The 16,569-nt window shown below is 38.1% G+C and carries 17 protein-coding genes; 5 read left to right on the top strand and 12 right to left on the bottom strand.

The genetic code is table 11. The features are described from left to right. Positions 1-93: 93 nt before the first annotated feature. Entirely contained in the window at positions 94-1,203 is a 1,110-nt protein-coding gene (locus HPT25_RS12360) for an FtsZ/tubulin family protein (protein WP_173064389.1), read from the bottom strand. A 158-nt stretch (positions 1,204-1,361) separates the two neighbouring features. Between HPT25_RS12360 and yunB the strand changes: the two genes are divergently transcribed. After that, complete coding sequence (gene yunB, locus HPT25_RS12355) at positions 1,362-2,108, top strand: sporulation protein YunB (protein WP_173064386.1); 747 nt, start codon at positions 1,362-1,364, stop codon at positions 2,106-2,108. A 356-nt stretch (positions 2,109-2,464) separates the two neighbouring features. Next, positions 2,465-2,842, top strand: coding sequence for a DUF1284 domain-containing protein (locus tag HPT25_RS12350; RefSeq protein WP_173071100.1), 378 nt, complete (start codon positions 2,465-2,467; stop codon positions 2,840-2,842). Positions 2,843-2,997: 155 nt separating this feature from the next. On the opposite strand, the gene HPT25_RS12345 is transcribed toward HPT25_RS12350, so the two are convergent. Beyond that, positions 2,998-4,326: a prolyl oligopeptidase family serine peptidase gene (locus HPT25_RS12345; protein WP_376767923.1), complete on the bottom strand. Its 1,329-nt coding sequence runs from the start codon at positions 4,324-4,326 to the stop codon at positions 2,998-3,000. Next, positions 4,323-4,481, bottom strand: a complete 159-nt coding sequence (locus HPT25_RS12340) for a hypothetical protein (RefSeq protein WP_173064383.1) — start codon at positions 4,479-4,481, stop codon at positions 4,323-4,325. Before HPT25_RS12340 ends, HPT25_RS12345 begins: the two co-directional genes overlap by 4 nt. A 540-nt stretch (positions 4,482-5,021) precedes the next feature. Here HPT25_RS12340 and HPT25_RS12335 point away from each other — a divergent pair. Further along, entirely contained in the window at positions 5,022-5,753 is a 732-nt protein-coding gene (locus HPT25_RS12335) for a DUF4386 domain-containing protein (protein ID WP_173064380.1), read from the top strand. On the opposite strand, the gene HPT25_RS12330 is transcribed toward HPT25_RS12335, so the two are convergent. From HPT25_RS12330 to HPT25_RS12305, 6 genes are all read right to left on the bottom strand, one after another. Further along, positions 5,750-6,334: a Crp/Fnr family transcriptional regulator gene (locus tag HPT25_RS12330; protein ID WP_173064376.1), complete on the bottom strand. Its 585-nt coding sequence runs from the start codon at positions 6,332-6,334 to the stop codon at positions 5,750-5,752. The two genes, HPT25_RS12335 and HPT25_RS12330, sit on opposite strands and share 4 nt — an antisense overlap. 193 nt (positions 6,335-6,527) lie before the next feature. Continuing rightward, complete coding sequence (gene pabB, locus HPT25_RS12325) at positions 6,528-8,321, bottom strand: aminodeoxychorismate synthase component I (protein WP_173064373.1); 1,794 nt, start codon at positions 8,319-8,321, stop codon at positions 6,528-6,530. 522 nt (positions 8,322-8,843) lie between these two features. Then, entirely contained in the window at positions 8,844-9,116 is a 273-nt protein-coding gene (locus tag HPT25_RS12320; RefSeq protein WP_173064370.1) for a hypothetical protein, read from the bottom strand. 1 nt (position 9,117) lies between these two features. Then, positions 9,118-9,501, bottom strand: coding sequence for an SHOCT-like domain-containing protein (locus HPT25_RS12315; RefSeq protein WP_173064367.1), 384 nt, complete (start codon positions 9,499-9,501; stop codon positions 9,118-9,120). Then, entirely contained in the window at positions 9,502-9,870 is a 369-nt protein-coding gene (locus HPT25_RS12310; protein WP_173064364.1) for a DUF2089 domain-containing protein, read from the bottom strand. A 233-nt stretch (positions 9,871-10,103) separates the two neighbouring features. Next, positions 10,104-10,721, bottom strand: a complete 618-nt coding sequence (locus HPT25_RS12305; protein WP_173064361.1) for a DedA family protein — start codon at positions 10,719-10,721, stop codon at positions 10,104-10,106. A 447-nt stretch (positions 10,722-11,168) separates the two neighbouring features. Between HPT25_RS12305 and HPT25_RS12300 the strand changes: the two genes are divergently transcribed. Then, on the top strand, positions 11,169-11,405 hold the full coding sequence (locus HPT25_RS12300) for a hypothetical protein (RefSeq protein ID WP_173064358.1): 237 nt from the start codon (positions 11,169-11,171) through the stop codon (positions 11,403-11,405). Between the two features lie 152 nt (positions 11,406-11,557). On the opposite strand, the gene HPT25_RS12295 is transcribed toward HPT25_RS12300, so the two are convergent. Both HPT25_RS12295 and HPT25_RS12290 read right to left on the bottom strand, forming a co-directional pair. Beyond that, entirely contained in the window at positions 11,558-13,012 is a 1,455-nt protein-coding gene (locus HPT25_RS12295; protein WP_173064355.1) for a glycoside hydrolase family 1 protein, read from the bottom strand. A gap of 192 nt (positions 13,013-13,204) precedes the next feature. Next, entirely contained in the window at positions 13,205-13,738 is a 534-nt protein-coding gene (locus tag HPT25_RS12290; RefSeq protein WP_173064352.1) for a CcdC protein domain-containing protein, read from the bottom strand. Between the two features lie 210 nt (positions 13,739-13,948). Between HPT25_RS12290 and HPT25_RS12285 the strand changes: the two genes are divergently transcribed. Next, a complete protein-coding gene (locus HPT25_RS12285) occupies positions 13,949-14,848 on the top strand; it encodes a hypothetical protein (RefSeq protein ID WP_173064349.1) in 900 nt (299 codons plus the stop codon). Between the two features lie 108 nt (positions 14,849-14,956). Here the strand turns inward: HPT25_RS12285 and pckA are convergent, their stop codons facing one another. Next, positions 14,957-16,534: a phosphoenolpyruvate carboxykinase (ATP) gene (pckA, locus tag HPT25_RS12280; RefSeq protein ID WP_173064346.1), complete on the bottom strand. Its 1,578-nt coding sequence runs from the start codon at positions 16,532-16,534 to the stop codon at positions 14,957-14,959. Positions 16,535-16,569: the final 35 nt, after the last annotated feature.

Genomic DNA, 16,569 nt, shown 5'->3' with positions numbered 1-16,569 from the left:
ATTAAGTAATTAACGCACGAAGAAAAAATGAGCACAGTTTTTACTCTTATTTGGTACTACGCTCAAACTTTGAAAAGGCAAATAAATTCTTTTTTATCTTTGATACTTTGCTAACTTCGATGTTATAGTCCCTGATTTTCTTTCTGGAGGTCGTGCTTTTAGGTTCGATGCCCAAGCTATTTGCGACTCATATTTCTGAGTATGCTCCTTGGTCACAAGACTTTGCAGACGGTCCTTATTCTTTTCAAGGAAATCCTCAATGGCCATCAGCCGCTTATTGGGGAATGGCAAGCCTGCAAGAATCGTTGTGATTGTAGGATCTGATTCAGAAACATAGGTTCCTTCAAATAATTCCAACGGCTCACCGACTCGTTCAAAAATAGCTGGAACATTTATAAGTTTTGACATTTTCTCCGGCCCTTCATAAATAAGGCCAGCACGAATCACCCCGGTTGATTCCACCGGACAGAAAACAGAATTTGCCCACGATTGATGGATTTTGCTGGCAACGTCCGAAGTTGTCTTCGCATCAGTGACTGCGGCTGAAGAAATAATCGTTACGCCCCTGGTGCTTAAAATATTCAAAAGATCGGTTTCATCAAAATTACCGTACAATGAACTCTTTTGTGTTACCTGCAAGATATGGCAGATGGCTTCCATTACTTGATGGTTTGAAGATAAATAGATTTGCTGTTTGCTTGATTGCGGGTTTTGCTTTCGCATTTGATCATTGTCCACAAGGAACACAGAAGAGATATCTTCTATTTTAGAAATTTCCACGATACACTCTGCTGCGTTGATTCGGTTTCCAGCTAGTACATTCCGATCTGGAACAATCGCAATCGCCCCAATATTTACACCAGGAAGCTGGTCTAGTAACAAATCAATCAACAGCGGACTCATCCCTGAACCAGTGCCGCCATCAGTAGAAAATGCCACTAATAAAAGTTTAATATTTTTAAATGAACCTTTCACAAAATCAATCATCTCATGATAATGATCATTTACGGCTCTCAAGCCAATGGACCGGTCTTGCCCCGCACCATTGTAGCCTGGAACAAAATATTTCCTTTCTACCTTTGTGTTCACTAAGCCATCCCGTTGGTTTGTATTGATAAGTGCGGTTTGAAAGCCTAAGGTTGATGCTATCTCAGCAATATTACCGCCAGCCTGACCTACACCCAAGATTCCAATTGATTTCACCCAATCGCCTCCTTATCTTACTAAGATAATACTCATGTTTTACAGATTTAGACTTGTTCATTAAAAAAATCATATTTTCCCAGCTATCACAATAAAACACAGCTTTTTGTTATTTATTCATCTGTGAGATATATACATGTACTAAAGGAGGTTTTGCTATGAGGTTTATAAGAGTAAAGAGACGGCGAGGTCCCATGCCTTTTAAATATGTCTTGTTATTATCTTTTGTTTTCTTCCTTATTTCCACAGCAATTGGGTTATGGATAGTCAACAAAAATATCACGCCAAGCATAATGACAGTTGCGAATACCAGGGCCCGCCAATTTGCATCAGATGCCATCAACGACGCCATTTCGAAAAAAATCACAGATAACATAGATATCAACAAGTTAATCATTACCCATACATCAGATGGGGAAGTTAGCTATAGCTTTAACCCGCAAATCTATAACCGAGTGATCGCAGACTCCACCCAAAGAGTGGAGCAGTATTTGCATTATGTAGAAACGGGAAATTTAAGTGAATTAAAGTCATTTAAGAATGATCCAGAGCTTTTTAACAATTTAGACTCTAGCGGCGTCATTTACAAAATCCCAATCGGTGTGGCAACAAATATCGCTATATTCGCCAATATGGGTCCAAAAATTCCCGTACGCTATGAAATTCTTGGGGATGTTACCTCCGATATTCAAACAGTGGTCAGAGAAACAGGTATAAACAATACATTCCTTGAAATTAATTTGATCATTAAAGTTAAAATGAATGTCATTATCCCCTACCTGACAAAAGAAACAGATTTAACAAAGGTAATTAAAATCGGTGACTTATTTGTCCAAGGGAAAGTGCCAACCTATTATAATCAAGGCGGAAATAATGGTCTCCCGATAACAGTGCCGGCAAAATAACCATTAAAAAGCCAATAGAAGTTAAATCGCTCTTCCGAGGCAATTTTGCTCCTATTGGCTTTCACCCGTTCACCCTATTTTCTACCAATTGACAATTTCCTGATTACCCTTAAACAGGAATTTCAACTCTTGTTCCATACACTTTTGAACTTCCCTTAACTATCCTTATTATATTTCTTGTCATGTTTGTGCCTCTACTTTATTCTATTAAACTTAAATTTTTATTAACTCATTTCACTTCATAAAGTTGAATGTTTTTGGATTACAGCTGATATAATGATAGTGACAAGGGGGGATTATGGTTGAGTTTGGTTCTAAGAGGCCACCATTTATTATGTGTGCATGGATTTCGTGGAATGGGCTACAGCCCAGAATTTGTGGAGAAGATGCGGGAAATTGTAGAAGATATCAGGGATGATAGAGTAGATTTCCCCATAAAAGTAGTGGCCGCATTAGATGATACTTGCGCGGTTTGCCCGAATAAAGGGAAAACCACCTGTGAAGCCAGCATGGGCTCCAATGAACATGTCCTGTCAATGGACAATAAAACCATTCATCAGCTAGGACTAATTGACGGAGCGGTTTACAATAAATCCTTTTTAGTACGATTAACAGCAGAAAAAGTGAAACCCGATGATCTAGATTATATATGTAAAGGCTGTTCCTGGCTTTCCTATGGGGTATGCAAAGAGGGAATTGCAGCTATTCGAGAAAAGTATTCTATTGAGGAATAATGTTTGTCTATAAGGCTGTAACAACACAATTAGGTCATAGTTATAGAAACAGATATGATTTTAACTGTTTAGAAGCATTGTTAATCATATCTTTTTTTATTACTAATAAATGCAAAGAAGGACCTTAAAAAGAGGTCCTTCTTTGCATTAACTTTTTATTTATTTAATGATTGGGCTGCCAACCATTCCATAATTGACGTTGTTTTTCCATTGATGGTGTCCGTTGGAAGATTGTTATAGACATAAATCCAAGACCAATGTCCCGGGTACACAAAAGGAGTTCCGTCCGCATTTTGGTATAAACCAGATGGATCATGTACATCATCAAATAATGATAAATGAACATTGGTTGCTCCTGCTTGCACCAAACGATTATAAGTTGGAACTACGTAGTCAACTGGCGGTACTGTGGTATCTGTTTTGGCAGCAGTGAACCAAAGTGGAAGGCCTTTCATTTTTTGAATGTCGGCATCAGAAATTAATGTATCTCTTAGGGCTTCACATGTTGGGAAGGCCGCAGCAAAATAATTGGTATAATCTCGTGCCATAAGCATGGTCATATAGCCGCCGTTGGAATCTCCGCCAATGTAGATTCTGTTTGAATCAATGTCCTTGTGATTCGCAACGTAATCTTTGATCAACGACATAAGAGCATTTTCATATTTTGATGTTCCATCTCCAAATCCAGTTAAACCATCCATCCAATAGGTAGGTGTTTGTGGTGCCAAAACATAGGCTCCGTCAAAATAGGATTGAATCTCTTTTGAGGCAAAGTTATCTGCTTTATTTGCGGAAATAGGAATCGTTGGATCTGTACCACCTTCTCCCATTCCATGCAGCCAGATAATTAATGGATTCTTATGATTATCTTTTGAGGGGGTAAAGTCTGCATATGTCAGTGTAGTATTGTCATAGGTGGCTTTTCCAGTTTTAAAATCATCAACAAGTACTCTCGTTCCACCTGCAAATGTATCTGCCACAAGTCCAGAAACTGTTCCTGCACTAGTGACAATATCCTTTTGCTGTGTAATCGTATAGTTACTGTCGACCCAATTGTTAAATCCCGTTCCCGCCCAATCATAGTTTAATGCGGAGCCAAGGGAATCGCTTGGTGCGATTTTCAATTCTAACACTGCGTATTTTCCTGTCTTCACTGCAGGGTTTCCATCTTTATCAGAAACATAAGCCTTTGTAACGCCCCTGTCGCCCTCTCCTAAAAATGGATTAGCTAATCTATTATCATATCTTGCGACATGTACTTTGAACGTATCTGCCGTTACAGAGCCCTGTGGAACCGGCCTCCCTAAATCCACGATTACTTTTGTAATCGCAGCCCCCCAGTCTTCGATTTCAGTCACTGTTTTGTATGATGTCGGCTGCGTTGGAAGCTCCTTCGCAAATACACCTGTGTTGTAAGAAATGGATAGCATGGCTGCCGTGCCTGCCAACATGATCGATTTCACCCAATTTTTCCTTTTCATCACCAATTTCCTCTGCCTCCTTTTTTAGCTGCCTCTTTAAAGGCAACTCGAAAAAAATAAAATCCTGGATCCCCAACTGGAGCAACATCATTGGCTGCAATGGCAATGCTAATAATTAAGCGGCTGATAATATTGACTGTTGTGATTGTGCGAGACATTTAAATTTTCATTCTAAGAAACTGGTAACATGTCCATATGAAAAAAGCTCTCAACATGAAACTTTCCTTAAGTATTAGTCTTAAATAATAACCTACTAATCTTATGTAACATGTTGTCTATTCAATATCGCACAATTACAAGTCATCACCTCCTTTTTGCCAATAAAAAAACCTAAACCACTACAGTATAGGACATACAGAGCCCTACGCTGTTGGTGATTTAGGTTTTGCCTGCTTATTCAGTAACAATCCTAAATAGAACAAATATTTGAATGATTGTGTAAAATTTAACACACAAATTCTAAAATGTCAACGCTTTCATTTAAACGGAAATATATTTGAGTACAATGTCCTACTTCGTCCAAATTTCATTACGGAGAAAATGTAAACTGTTCGTCATTCAGTACAAATTTCCAAAATTACTTGCTACAGCAGATATGAATAAATTTCAAAATGATTGATTCTCTTGATTTAAGTCAATGACCATTCTTCATCTTCCAATTAATATAAAAATCATCAAAGTTTATTGGAGGGTTTCATATGGCTGTCTCAGTAAAAGAACAATCGCATTTGAGAAAATCTGCGCTTACAGCCGGGATATCACTGATCATCATGGCAATGGCTGCATTTTTTTCCTATAGTTTTATCCATGGAAGGCTTGTGATTCCAGAAGATGCAAGCGCCACTTTTACCAACATTAAGTCTGCTAGTATTCTTTTCAAAACTGAAATATTGGGATGGATAATCATCCTGATTACGGATATTTTTGTTTCATGGGCTTTTTATATCTTTCTGAAGCCAATTGATAAAAGCTTATCACTTCTTGGAGCGTGGCTTCGCCTTATCTACGCAGCAATCTTGGGAGATGCCATCGTGAATTTGATCTATGTCCTGCTTCTCTCGAGAAACACAGACTATTCATCATTATTCAAAATGGATCAACTTCAAGGACTTATGCTGTTGTTTCTAAAGGAATTTGATGCGGTTTGGTCTTTTGGTTTGATCATATTTGGAGGACATCTCTTAATTGTGGGGTATTTGGCATGGAAGTCAGACAGCATCCCTAAAGTTATTAGCATACTCTTGCTGCTTGCTTCAGCAGGCTATATTATGATCAATCTATTTAAAACGTTTTTCCCATATTATCATGGCGTTATCACAAGCCTTCAAATAATATTTTGTGTGCCTATGATTGCTGGAGAATTGGGCTTTGGTATATGGCTGTTGTTTAAAGGCGGAAAAATCCTTAAAGGGAATACGACCACTTCCTAAGACTTATCTTGATTGATCCGCTTTTTGATTCTGCTTAAGGACTCCGGTGTAATACCAAGATAACTCGCCAATTGATGTTGGGGTACACGATGGATTAAATGAGGCCTTTTTTGCAGTAGTGTTTTGTAGCGTTCTTCAGGTGTAGATGCGATAAAGGAGGCCAACTCATCTTGTACCTCGCCAAAATTATGTTCAATCATTTTACGCGTCATAAATTCCAATTCGGCGTATTTTCTATACATGTCCATTTCGCCTTCAAGGTCACCCACGACCAATATACAGTCTTCCAGACATATTAAGGAGTATGAGGAAGACTTATCTTGTTTATGATGATTGAAATTCGAAATGGCCTGTTCCTCCGTGTAGAAATTGGATGTAATCTCTTTTCCTGTTTCATCTAGAGCATACTGCCGAACACATCCCTTTAAAACAAAATAGCATTTAGCCGGAACATCTCCTTGTCTAAGGAGTATTGTGCCTTTTTTAAATTCTTCAATTTGAAGATCTTTAATTACTGCCTCCTGTTCTTCTTGATTTAGTGTTGTAAATTTCTCCATATACTTTAATAATATTCTTTTCATATGCTTCTCCTTTCAATGGCTTGGATTCATTCAGTAGGATTTATTTCACCACTTGTCCACCTCGCTTTTTAGCCGCCCATATTAGTAATACTATATGCTGGAACATATGAAAGGAGTTTTTAAACATAAAAGCCCCTCCAGCCAAAATTGAGTGAAGGGGGTTTCCTAATTTGCTTCATATTATATGAAATATTTAGAAACTATTTTGAAAAGACTGGTGCTTCTTATCAGCGTAGCAACATTCAACCTCCAGCCATTTTCGAACACTATTGATAAACCATATTTTTGAGCACTTTTTCAATTCATTAACTGTGATCGTTTTTTCGCGAATTGTCCCTTTTTTTATTAAGTATTCACGATAAGTTCCAGCTAGTAAACCGCTGTCTACTGCTGGCGTCCACAATTTCCCATCTAATTCCAAAACAACATTCCCATTCGTAAATTCAGTTAACTCTCCCTCTGAATTCCATAGAAGGACATCAAAATATTGAGGAAACTTTTGCTGAAATTGAGAATAAATCATTCTATTCGTTGTTTTATGATAGAAAAAAGGATTATTTTTATCGATCGGTTCATCTGCCAGAATGACCTTTAACAGTGCATTTGCCTTGGTAAGAGGTTGAGCATCTAATGTGATCTCACCTTTTTTATCTATAAGTAACCGAATCTTTACTTCCCCATGTTTATGCTTCTTTGCAAAATCCAATAAAGTATGATGGACATCTTCTAAATCGAATGGATATCCAAAATATTGAGCCGAACTTTTTACACGATTGAGGTGCTCTTCCAGTAAGTAAAATTCACCATCCGTTAAGAGCAGGGTCTCTAACAATTGAAACTCGGGACGCATGGCCTCAAGCAGACTTGCCTTAGCAAGTATTTCTTCATATTCCCCTTCGGATGTAGAATCCCAGGTAATTCCACCGCCAACTCCGTATGCAGCCATGCCCGTTTTTTGATCAATTATAACTGTTCTGATGGGCACATTAAAGATCGCCTCTTTGTCAGGGGTGATATATCCTATAGCCCCGCAATATACTTCGCGCGGTGTTTTTTCCAAATTCGAAATGATATTCATCGTGCTGATTTTTGGAGCACCGGTGATCGACCCACACGGGAACAGTGCTTTGAAAATATCTACAATTTCCGTATTGGCTGCAACTTTTGCTGTGATGGTTGAGGTCATCTGATGTACAGTAGGATAATGTTCAATTTCGAACAGTTTTGGTACATGGACCGTTCCCGTTTCAGCGATAACGCCCAAATCATTGCGCAGCAAATCAACAATCATGACATTTTCGGCACGGTTTTTTTCAGAATGGTAGAGCCAACTTGCCACTGTCTCATCCTCAGCCAATGTCTTCCCTCTTTTGGCCGTTCCTTTCATTGGACGGGTCGTAATTTGCTCCCCTTCCCAGTGGAAAAAAAGCTCAGGTGACGCTGAGAGAATACGATGCTCCCCCGTATTAATATAGGCACAATAATTAGAATTCTGTGCTCGTTTCAGCTGCTGGAAAAAGGCGATATCGTCACCTTGAAACATGGAATCGAGACGAATCGTGTAATTTGTCTGATACGTATCCCCGCTTTCAATTGATCGCTTGATGGACATAATCGATTCCTGGTATTCATCCAAACTGACAGCAGTCCCCCATTTTGTGAGACTAAATTTTCCTTTGCTGTCGAGTGATTGATGAAGTGGTTCTGAAAAGATACCAAACCACAGTAATGGCATGGATTGTCCGGATTTTACCTGATAAGCAGGATCAAATGCAGGTGCACTTTCATAGGATAGAAACCCTGCTGCATAATAACCATCATTTACGGCTTCCTTAATCAGTTCAAGGGAAGGTAAAACATCCTCAATCCGATTCGCTCTAATCACCTTTTTTGGTTGTAAAAAAGTAAGGGGGCTAATTTCACCAGTCGAAGAGGCAAATTCAAAAGATAAAAGTGGTTCTTGTTCGTTTATATTTTTTTTTGGCATCATCATCTTCCTTATATTCGTTATCTTTCTCATAAAAACTTTAGGATTCTTCGCTAAGATTGTTGTTTTTCAAACAGATTTAATTATAATCTTTTCGTCTTGATTGTTTTGGTTAGACAAGATCGTCTTTTATTTCATCAAAGTTGTAAGACTGTGCCTTAGACTTCAATCAGGGGCACATTTAAATTAAAAAGGCAGGACGTTTCAACCTTCGATTCGGACAACTTCGCTCTTGATTACTGCTAAGCTGGCCTTATTAACTTAGATTCGGACAGCTTTGCTTTTGATTCCTCTAAGCTGGTTTACGAACAACAATGTTTATGTACACATGTTAATTTTTATCTTAGTCCTATTATAGTTAGTTTCTCTGTCTATTAGCAAACACTCAATGCATATTTCCTGTAGCGATCCTTCACCGATCAAATCGATATTCGAATCAAATTCTCCTTATAAAAAAGCAAATAACCACATTAAAAAAAGGTGCCTGACACCAATAATGGTGTCAGGCACCTTTCAGGAAAGTTAGAGTTTCACTTTCACTTCGGTTCCGTCTTTTAGCTTCGTTTCAACCAAATGTAATCCTTTATGCTTGACAAGTGCTTGAAGGAGCAGCTTAATGTCTTTTCTCTCGATTTGCGGAACTTTAAAGTCCTTTTTCCCTTTCTGTTCAATCGCATTGTTTACGATTTTAATCAGCCTTTTAGAGGTTAAAACGGCACTAAAGATATTGAGAAATACATATGGTACTGGTACTGTCAAATTCCTATCTTTTGTTTTAATTTTCACCTTTATCATCTTACTCAATCACAACTAATACTTTTTCACCTTTAGCAGATTTGACATCCACAATTTGTCCATCCAACTCGTTTTCAATAGCCTCGATTAAAAGATCGATATTGATATCTTTCACATATTGTTCAGCTTGCGGGATTCTTTCTGCAATGTTTGTTCCCACTTTTAACACAGCCTTAACAAGGTTAATTGGCAGATTTACGTTAACGTCATCACCTTGTTCAGAGGTAACACGAATTTTCAATGTTTTGTTGCCGTATGTGGAATCTTTCTTTAATGAAATGGGCTTTTCACTTCGCTGCAAAACATTGATTAATTCCGTTGCTTTATCCTTGTCAATTTTTCCTTCCTCCACCATCGTCAATACTCTTGAAATCTCATCTTGCATTTACAGTTCCTCCTTCAGCATTGAAATAGCTTCCTCTGCGGATATTTCACCTTTTTCAAGCATCGTAACAACCTTTTTCTTATCTATCTGATCTTTTTTATTTGTGCTGTAACCAAGAGAAGAAATAATATCGTCTAATTTTCCGCGGACAGTCGGATAAGAAATTCCCAGTTCCTTTTCGACTTCCTTGATATTTCCCCGGCATTTCAGAAATACTTCAATAAAATGGAGTTGCTCCTGACCAAGAGCCATAAACTTGGAAAGTTCAAAATTATTTTCAATCGCTGTATGGCAATGATGGCATTCCAGCTTTGTTATGATTAATTGTTTACTGCAAACCGGGCAATTTGTAAGTAAAGGGTAGACCATAATTCTCTCCTTTCCTAATATTAATCATATCATACAATATATTTTTAAAATTTTAAAGATTTAATTTATGTTTTTAATTTTTTTAACTGAATAAATTAAAATACTTAACTTTGATATTTATAAAATAAATCTAAATTCATTCACTTGATTTAGATGATGATATAACAAAAACCACCATTCTAAAATGAATGGCGGCTTTCTATTTTGCATTTATCTTGTCATCTTACTGGAATCTATGCTGACGCTTTCTTGCCCTTTACCACTTTAAGAACAAGATAAATGAGAATGACTGCTACTATTCCGGCAACTAGGTAGGCAATCGGATGTAAGAAGCCCTGAATATTTCCCCAGTTTTTCCCCAATACATAGCCGACATAGGTTAAAATACTAGACCAGATCACACTGCCAATGGCCGTATATGTTAAGAATTTGGCCAAGGACATACGGGCAATTCCAGCCGGAAGGGAAATGAATGTACGAATAGCCGGCAGGATACGTGAAACAAATACAGCAATTTCCCCGCGCTTGTCAAACCAGTTCTCGGCTGCCTCCAAATGCTTTTGTGATAAAAATACGTATTTGCCAAATCGATCGATAAATCTTTTTCCGCCCCAATGTCCAATAGCATAGGCTATTAAAGAGCCAATAAGATTTCCCAGCGTTCCAACTAAAATGACACCTATAAGGTTTAGATGTCCGGTTGATACTAAAAAGCCGCCAAAAGGCATGATCACTTCACTTGGAATCGGAATACAGGCACTTTCCAAAATCATCCCTAAAAGAATGCCCCAATAACCAATGGAGTTTATCCAGTTTATCGCGATCTCTCCCAATTGATGCAAAATACTCATTTTTTACAAATCTCCCTTACACTTATTTCAATATATTTTAAAAGAATTGGATAATAATGTAGTACAGTTTACCATAGAATAGGCAGCCAGCAAAAGATTGGTTATTTTTAATATATACCCTAATCCTTAATTTTTCCTTTTAAAATAAGTGAGTTTTCCCTCAAACTTTCTCCCTTTTAAATATTAGCTTAAATAAAATAAGCAAACCTTTAGACCCTATTAAAAAAATATTAATAAATTCTTAACATGCGGAAATTGTTGAAAAATAGTGCTAAATTATAAAAAGAAATGTAAATATAACCTCTTCCCAAATAGAGGAAATCCTATTAAATATCCAGTAAATATTTTGCAATCATTTTAGTTGTTTTAGCCTTTTTATTTGGAGTATAGTGGGCATATAACAATCTTTAACGTTCTTTAAAAAGAGTTTTTTGAAGGTGATTTATTATGAAAAAAGAAAAATATACGATTTGGATAACTCTCGGGGTTACGTTTATCCTGTTTTTAGCTTTTCATTTATCTAAAGAGCATACACTTTCCCAGCCCCTTCAATTGGTTAAACATAAATTAGAGGTAGCCACTAATATGGTAACAGACACGTCAAAAACTTCTAACCAGCATGGAGAAGCAACAGTAAATGACTGGGATCGTCTATTACATAAGGTAATTGATAAGGATAATTGAAAGTTCTATTTTATGAAGGAACTGATAAACTCGATTGTTGATATCCGATCCAGCTGCTCGCTTTCCGCGGGAGTACGTGGCTGGGGAGTGAAATAATCATAAAAAAGAAGCCGTTCAAGCATTCCGAACGGCTTCTTACTGCAGTTTTATGTTTACAAGTCTGCCCCATTGCTGCCGATGACTTTTTTATACCATTCAAATGATTTTTTCTTACGTCTTTCTAATGTCCCGTTTCCATAATCATCTTGATCTACATAAATAAACCCATATCGTTTTGACATTTCGGAAGTTCCGGCACTAATTAGATCAATACAGCCCCAGCTCGTGTATCCCATGAGGTCTACTCCATCATTTATGGCCTCTCCCATTTGTTCAATATGAGCGCGAAGATAATCAATTCGGTAATCATCATTAATGGTGCCATCTTCTTCTACTTGATCGTAAGCTCCCAACCCATTTTCAACAATAAATAGAGGAACTTGATAGCGATCGTACAATTTCTTTAAAGTAATGCGCAAACCTTTCGGATCAATTTGCCATCCCCAATCAGATGTTTGTAAATACGGATTTTGGATGCCGCTGAAGAAGTTTCCTTTTTCTTTTAATTTATCTGGTGCCCCGCTGGCTACCATGGACATATAGTAGCTGAATGATAGAAAGTCTACCGGATGCTGCAACAGTATCTCATCATCACCAGGCAGCATGTCAATGTTGATGTTATTTTTTTCAAAATAACTTAACATGAAGCTAGGATAATACCCGCGCACCTGGACGTCAGTGAAGAATAGATTCTTTTGATCCTCTTCCAATGCCACCAAGACATCGTCTGGATTGCAGGTTTCTGGATACACTTCCATACGGGCCAGCATGCAGCCGATTTTGGCCCCAGGGATGATTTCTTGACATGCTTTTACAGCCCTTGCACTGGCAACAAATTGATGGTGAAGTGCTTGATAAACGGCCTGCTCTTTATTTTCCACACGGTCAACTAGAATACCGCTTCCGATGTATGGAGAAAAGGTTGAAACGTTAATTTCATTGAACGTTAGCCAGTATTTAACTTTGCCTTTATAACGCTTAAATACAGTTTCTGCATAATGAACAAAGAATTCTACCAGACGGCGGTCTGTCCAGCCATTATACTTTTGCACTAAATGAAGCGGAATTTCATAGTGGGATAACGTTACTAATGGTTCGATTCCATATTTTAATAATTCATCAAACACACGATCGTAAAATGCCAATCCTTCTTCATTCGGTTCCTGTTCATCACCATTTGGGAAAATGCGCGGCCAGGAAATCGACAAACGGAATGTTTTAAAGCCCATTTCTGCAAACAATGCGATGTCTTCTTTGTAACGATGATAAAAATCAATCCCGCGTCGTTTCGGAAAGTTATCCCCGTATTTTCCAGCTAATAAATCTTCCAATTCTTGTTCACTAGTAACATCCATCGATACGTCATTTCCACGTTCTTCCTTTGGAACAAATGTAACCATATCAAAAATGGATAATCCTTTTCCTCCTTCCTTGTAGGCGCCTTCCAATTGATTCGCTGCAGTTGCTCCACCCCATAAAAAACCTTCGGGAAATAGGGACTTTTTCATTTAAAAACCTCCTTACAGCTGAATAAAGATTCTCTTTTATGACTATATGGCTATAGTAATTCTATTTAGGTGGTTCGTAAATATTAGGAGAGTTTAAAGTTATTTATGCCGGAAAAGGGAACTTGTTACAGTTTTGTAACAGGGTGTTTTATTGTAAAAAAGAACGAGACCACAAAGACGATCTCATTCTTTTTAGGTTTCGTTCACATTCATGTCAGGTAATTGTTTTTGCTTCCTTATTAAAATCATATAATAAATGGCATAATATGCAAACATGATGAGCATGAGCCCGGCCGTCCATGAATTACTGCCGCTGTACATGGATTGCCATCCATTTGTCTGCCCCTGTTGAACTCCACTAACCATTCCACTAGTAAACATGGTATAAAACCGATAAATAAAACGAATGATAAAGAGCGCTGTAACAATACTGCCAATCCAAATATTAGGTCGGTAAAACAAACGCCCCTCACGTTGTTCGAATACTGTTAAATTGACACTATAAAAAGCCAGAATGCCTCCTAGAACCAACCCCACCACATCAGAGATTAGGCTGACTGGATGCAAAATACCTTCCGAAAGAAAAAGTGCCCCAATAATGATAAATAAAACAATTCGAAACATGAGTCTTCCTTGATTCAGCGGCTGCCAGCCAATATTCCGGCGGACGCGTCTATAAAGCATAAACGCTATGATAATAACAATCACTAATATATGTTGATCCATTTTATCTTCTCCCCTTTTAAAAATGTATGGAATTTATTTGTAGTAATATCATAACCTGTATTTTTTTTGAAATCGACTATCTCGAGAATTATTTTTTTCTTTTAATCTCTATCTCTAGATATAGATTCCACCCATCCATTAATAATTGTCTTCCATTTTTTATGTAAACATATAATAATTAGGGTAATAATAAGAAGGGAGAACACAAGAATGAAAATACGCAAGGCTATTGGTACGAGTCTAATTTCTATTTCTTTACTCGGATTATTCGGCTGCCAGACAAACACCACTTCTTCCCAAGCACAGCAAAGCAACTCCTCCACAGATCAACCAAAAACAGACCCAACGCAGCAAACTCAAGACAGCCAGAAAAATGGAAATGCTGGCAACGGGAATCAAGCAACACAAAACGGCAGCTCAAACCAAAACAGTAGTTCAAACCAATCAGGGCACTCAGACCAAAATACACCTCCCAGAACAAAACAAGAGGCTTTAAATAAAATAGCCAAAAGTTTAAAGACAAAAGTTCCGTTCATCTTACCAAAAAATGTCCCATTAGATACAGGCAAATATCTAACTGCCACAACCAGCTCACAATCTTGGTACTATCAAATACAATTGTTTCAAACCAATAATCCCGTGAACATTAACACACTTGCCGCACCAAAAGGAACATGGATTGCCACTCTTGAAGGAACGGAATATAAGGATAGCGCCAGTGCAGAGCAAGCAATTAATGGCTATATTCTGGCGGATACTACACAGAATTCCATTGATCTCGGCCATGGAATAAAAGGCACGATGGATGCTGCTACAGGGCACTCTTATATCATTTGGAATGAGGGGCGGTGGAGCATAAAGTTGGATAGCCCGAATGATCCCACATACCAAAATAAAAATTATCCAGATAGCCTAAAATTAGCACAAAAGATTGTCGCCTATTTAAATACTCATACATTGCCGGCACCGCAAAAAATTGGGGTCATCACCATTCACAATTGGCAGCAAAATCAAGAAACGACCATCGAATGGCAATACCATGAAATGACCTACAAAGTCACCAGCTCCGACCCGTTAAAGGCGCTGGAAATCGCCACACAAATGAGATAGAAGAAGCTAACCTTTTGGCTAAAAAAATGCAGAACAAAAAGCATGGAAACCTTTCCTTTGCTTTTTGTTCTGCTTGTTATCTTTATGAACCATCCATTGTTCACAATACTAATGGCCAAAAATTTCATGGACAGCAGGGTCATTCATTTCTAAATTCTCGAAGTTCATTTCGAAACGATGCCGCAGCTTTAGGGCTTGGATATCATATGCATCGTGATTTCCCCAAGTATCGCGAGGGTTTAAAACATTGGCAGGCACTCCAGGGCAAAACGCTGGAATGAGCAAACCAAATATTGGATCCGGATGAAAATCATATTTATCTAATTCTCCAGTAATCGCTGCAGTAATCAATTTACGTGTTAAACTAAGATTCATTCGTTTTCCTACAACGTATGGACCGCCGCTCCAGCCCGTATTAACAAGGTAAACATTCGTATGCTGCTTATCTATTTTTTCACCAAGCAGTTTGGCATACACACTTGCCCTTAGTGGTAAAAATGGTGCTCCAAAACATGTTGAAAATGTGGCCTCCGGTTTGGTTATACCTCTCTCTGTGCCAGCAAGTTTGCTAGTATAGCCAGGGAGAAAATGATACATTGCCTGCTCCTTAGTCAGTTTGGATATTGGCGGAAGCACCCCGAATGCATCCGCTGTCAAGAAAAGAATGGTGTTAGGATTTCCAGCTACTCCCGGAATGACGGCATCATTCATATGTTCAATTGGATATGCTACTCTTGTGTTCTCAGTTAGACTTTTATCACTATAGTCTGGCTCTCTAGTATTCTCATTCATCACAACATTTTCAACTACAGCTCCGTACCGAATGCTATTAAAAATTTGCGGCTCACTTTCAGCAGTTAAATTGATACACTTTGCATAACATCCTCCTTCAATATTAAATACGCCTTCCTGGCTCCATCCATGTTCATCATCCCCAATCAGCCTCCGATTTAGGTCGGCTGAGAGAGTGGTTTTGCCTGTACCGGAAAGCCCGAAGAATAGTGCTACATCACCTTTTTGACCAATATTTGCAGCACAATGCATCGAAAGGATTTTTTTTTCAGGAAGCAGGGTATTCATTACACTAAATATGCCCTTTTTCATTTCCCCTGCATATTCTGTTCCTCCGATTAAGATCATGCGCTGTTCATAGCTAATAATAATAAACGTTTCCGATCTTGTCCCGTGAATGGAAGGAGTGGCTTTAAACCCTGGTGCGGATAAAATGGTGAATGAAGGTTCTACATCATGAAGAGGTTCTTTTGGCTGCGGTCGAATAAAAAGTTGATGAGCAAATAGGTTTTGCCATGCCAATTCATTTACAACCGTAATGGGTAAAGAATATCTTTCATCTGCTCCGGCAAAACCATCGAACACGAACAATTCTTTATTACTTAAATAATCGAGGACATCGTGATATAGTTTCATAAATTTGTCTGGATCAAAAGGCTGATTTACATTTCCCCAAGCTATTTTCCCAGCAATAGAAGGTTCTTTTACAATAAATTTATCTTGCGGTGATCGACCAGTGTACTTTCCAGTTGCCACCCTTAGTGCACCAGTGTTCGTTAACTTCCCTTCATCCCGACTAATCGCCGCTTCCAAGAGCTGCGCAACAGACCAATTCCGATGAACCTTTGTGCCTTTTAAAATTTGATCCAACGTTGGAACCATTATGGTTGCCATAAAAACCACCTCATTAAATAGAGTTGTTACATATT

Origin of the sequence: Neobacillus endophyticus (assembly GCF_013248975.1) — a bacterium.
GTDB lineage: Bacteria > Bacillota > Bacilli > Bacillales > Cytobacillaceae > Neobacillus > Neobacillus endophyticus.
The sequence above is the reverse complement of the archived record's forward strand: the minus strand, read 5'-3'. Positions and strand labels throughout refer to the sequence as shown.

Excerpts from the sequence above, each read along its gene's own strand:
- yunB (WP_173064386.1), top strand. The coding sequence starts at position 1,362 with ATGAGGTTTATAAGAGTAAAGAGACGGCGAGGTCCCATGCCTTTTAAA.
- HPT25_RS12350 (WP_173071100.1), top strand. The coding sequence starts at position 2,465 with ATGGGCTACAGCCCAGAATTTGTGGAGAAGATGCGGGAAATTGTAGAA.
- HPT25_RS12340 (WP_173064383.1), bottom strand. The coding sequence starts at position 4,481 with ATGTCTCGCACAATCACAACAGTCAATATTATCAGCCGCTTAATTATT.
- HPT25_RS12335 (WP_173064380.1), top strand. The coding sequence starts at position 5,022 with ATGGCTGTCTCAGTAAAAGAACAATCGCATTTGAGAAAATCTGCGCTT.
- HPT25_RS12330 (WP_173064376.1), bottom strand. The coding sequence starts at position 6,334 with ATGAAAAGAATATTATTAAAGTATATGGAGAAATTTACAACACTAAAT.
- pabB (WP_173064373.1), bottom strand. The coding sequence starts at position 8,321 with ATGCCAAAAAAAAATATAAACGAACAAGAACCACTTTTATCTTTTGAA.
- HPT25_RS12320 (WP_173064370.1), bottom strand. The coding sequence starts at position 9,116 with ATGATAAAGGTGAAAATTAAAACAAAAGATAGGAATTTGACAGTACCA.
- HPT25_RS12315 (WP_173064367.1), bottom strand. The coding sequence starts at position 9,501 with ATGCAAGATGAGATTTCAAGAGTATTGACGATGGTGGAGGAAGGAAAA.
- HPT25_RS12310 (WP_173064364.1), bottom strand. The coding sequence starts at position 9,870 with ATGGTCTACCCTTTACTTACAAATTGCCCGGTTTGCAGTAAACAATTA.
- HPT25_RS12305 (WP_173064361.1), bottom strand. The coding sequence starts at position 10,721 with ATGAGTATTTTGCATCAATTGGGAGAGATCGCGATAAACTGGATAAAC.
- HPT25_RS12300 (WP_173064358.1), top strand. The coding sequence starts at position 11,169 with ATGAAAAAAGAAAAATATACGATTTGGATAACTCTCGGGGTTACGTTT.
- HPT25_RS12295 (WP_173064355.1), bottom strand. The coding sequence starts at position 13,012 with ATGAAAAAGTCCCTATTTCCCGAAGGTTTTTTATGGGGTGGAGCAACT.
- HPT25_RS12290 (WP_173064352.1), bottom strand. The coding sequence starts at position 13,738 with ATGGATCAACATATATTAGTGATTGTTATTATCATAGCGTTTATGCTT.
- HPT25_RS12285 (WP_173064349.1), top strand. The coding sequence starts at position 13,949 with ATGAAAATACGCAAGGCTATTGGTACGAGTCTAATTTCTATTTCTTTA.
- pckA (WP_173064346.1), bottom strand. The coding sequence starts at position 16,534 with ATGGCAACCATAATGGTTCCAACGTTGGATCAAATTTTAAAAGGCACA.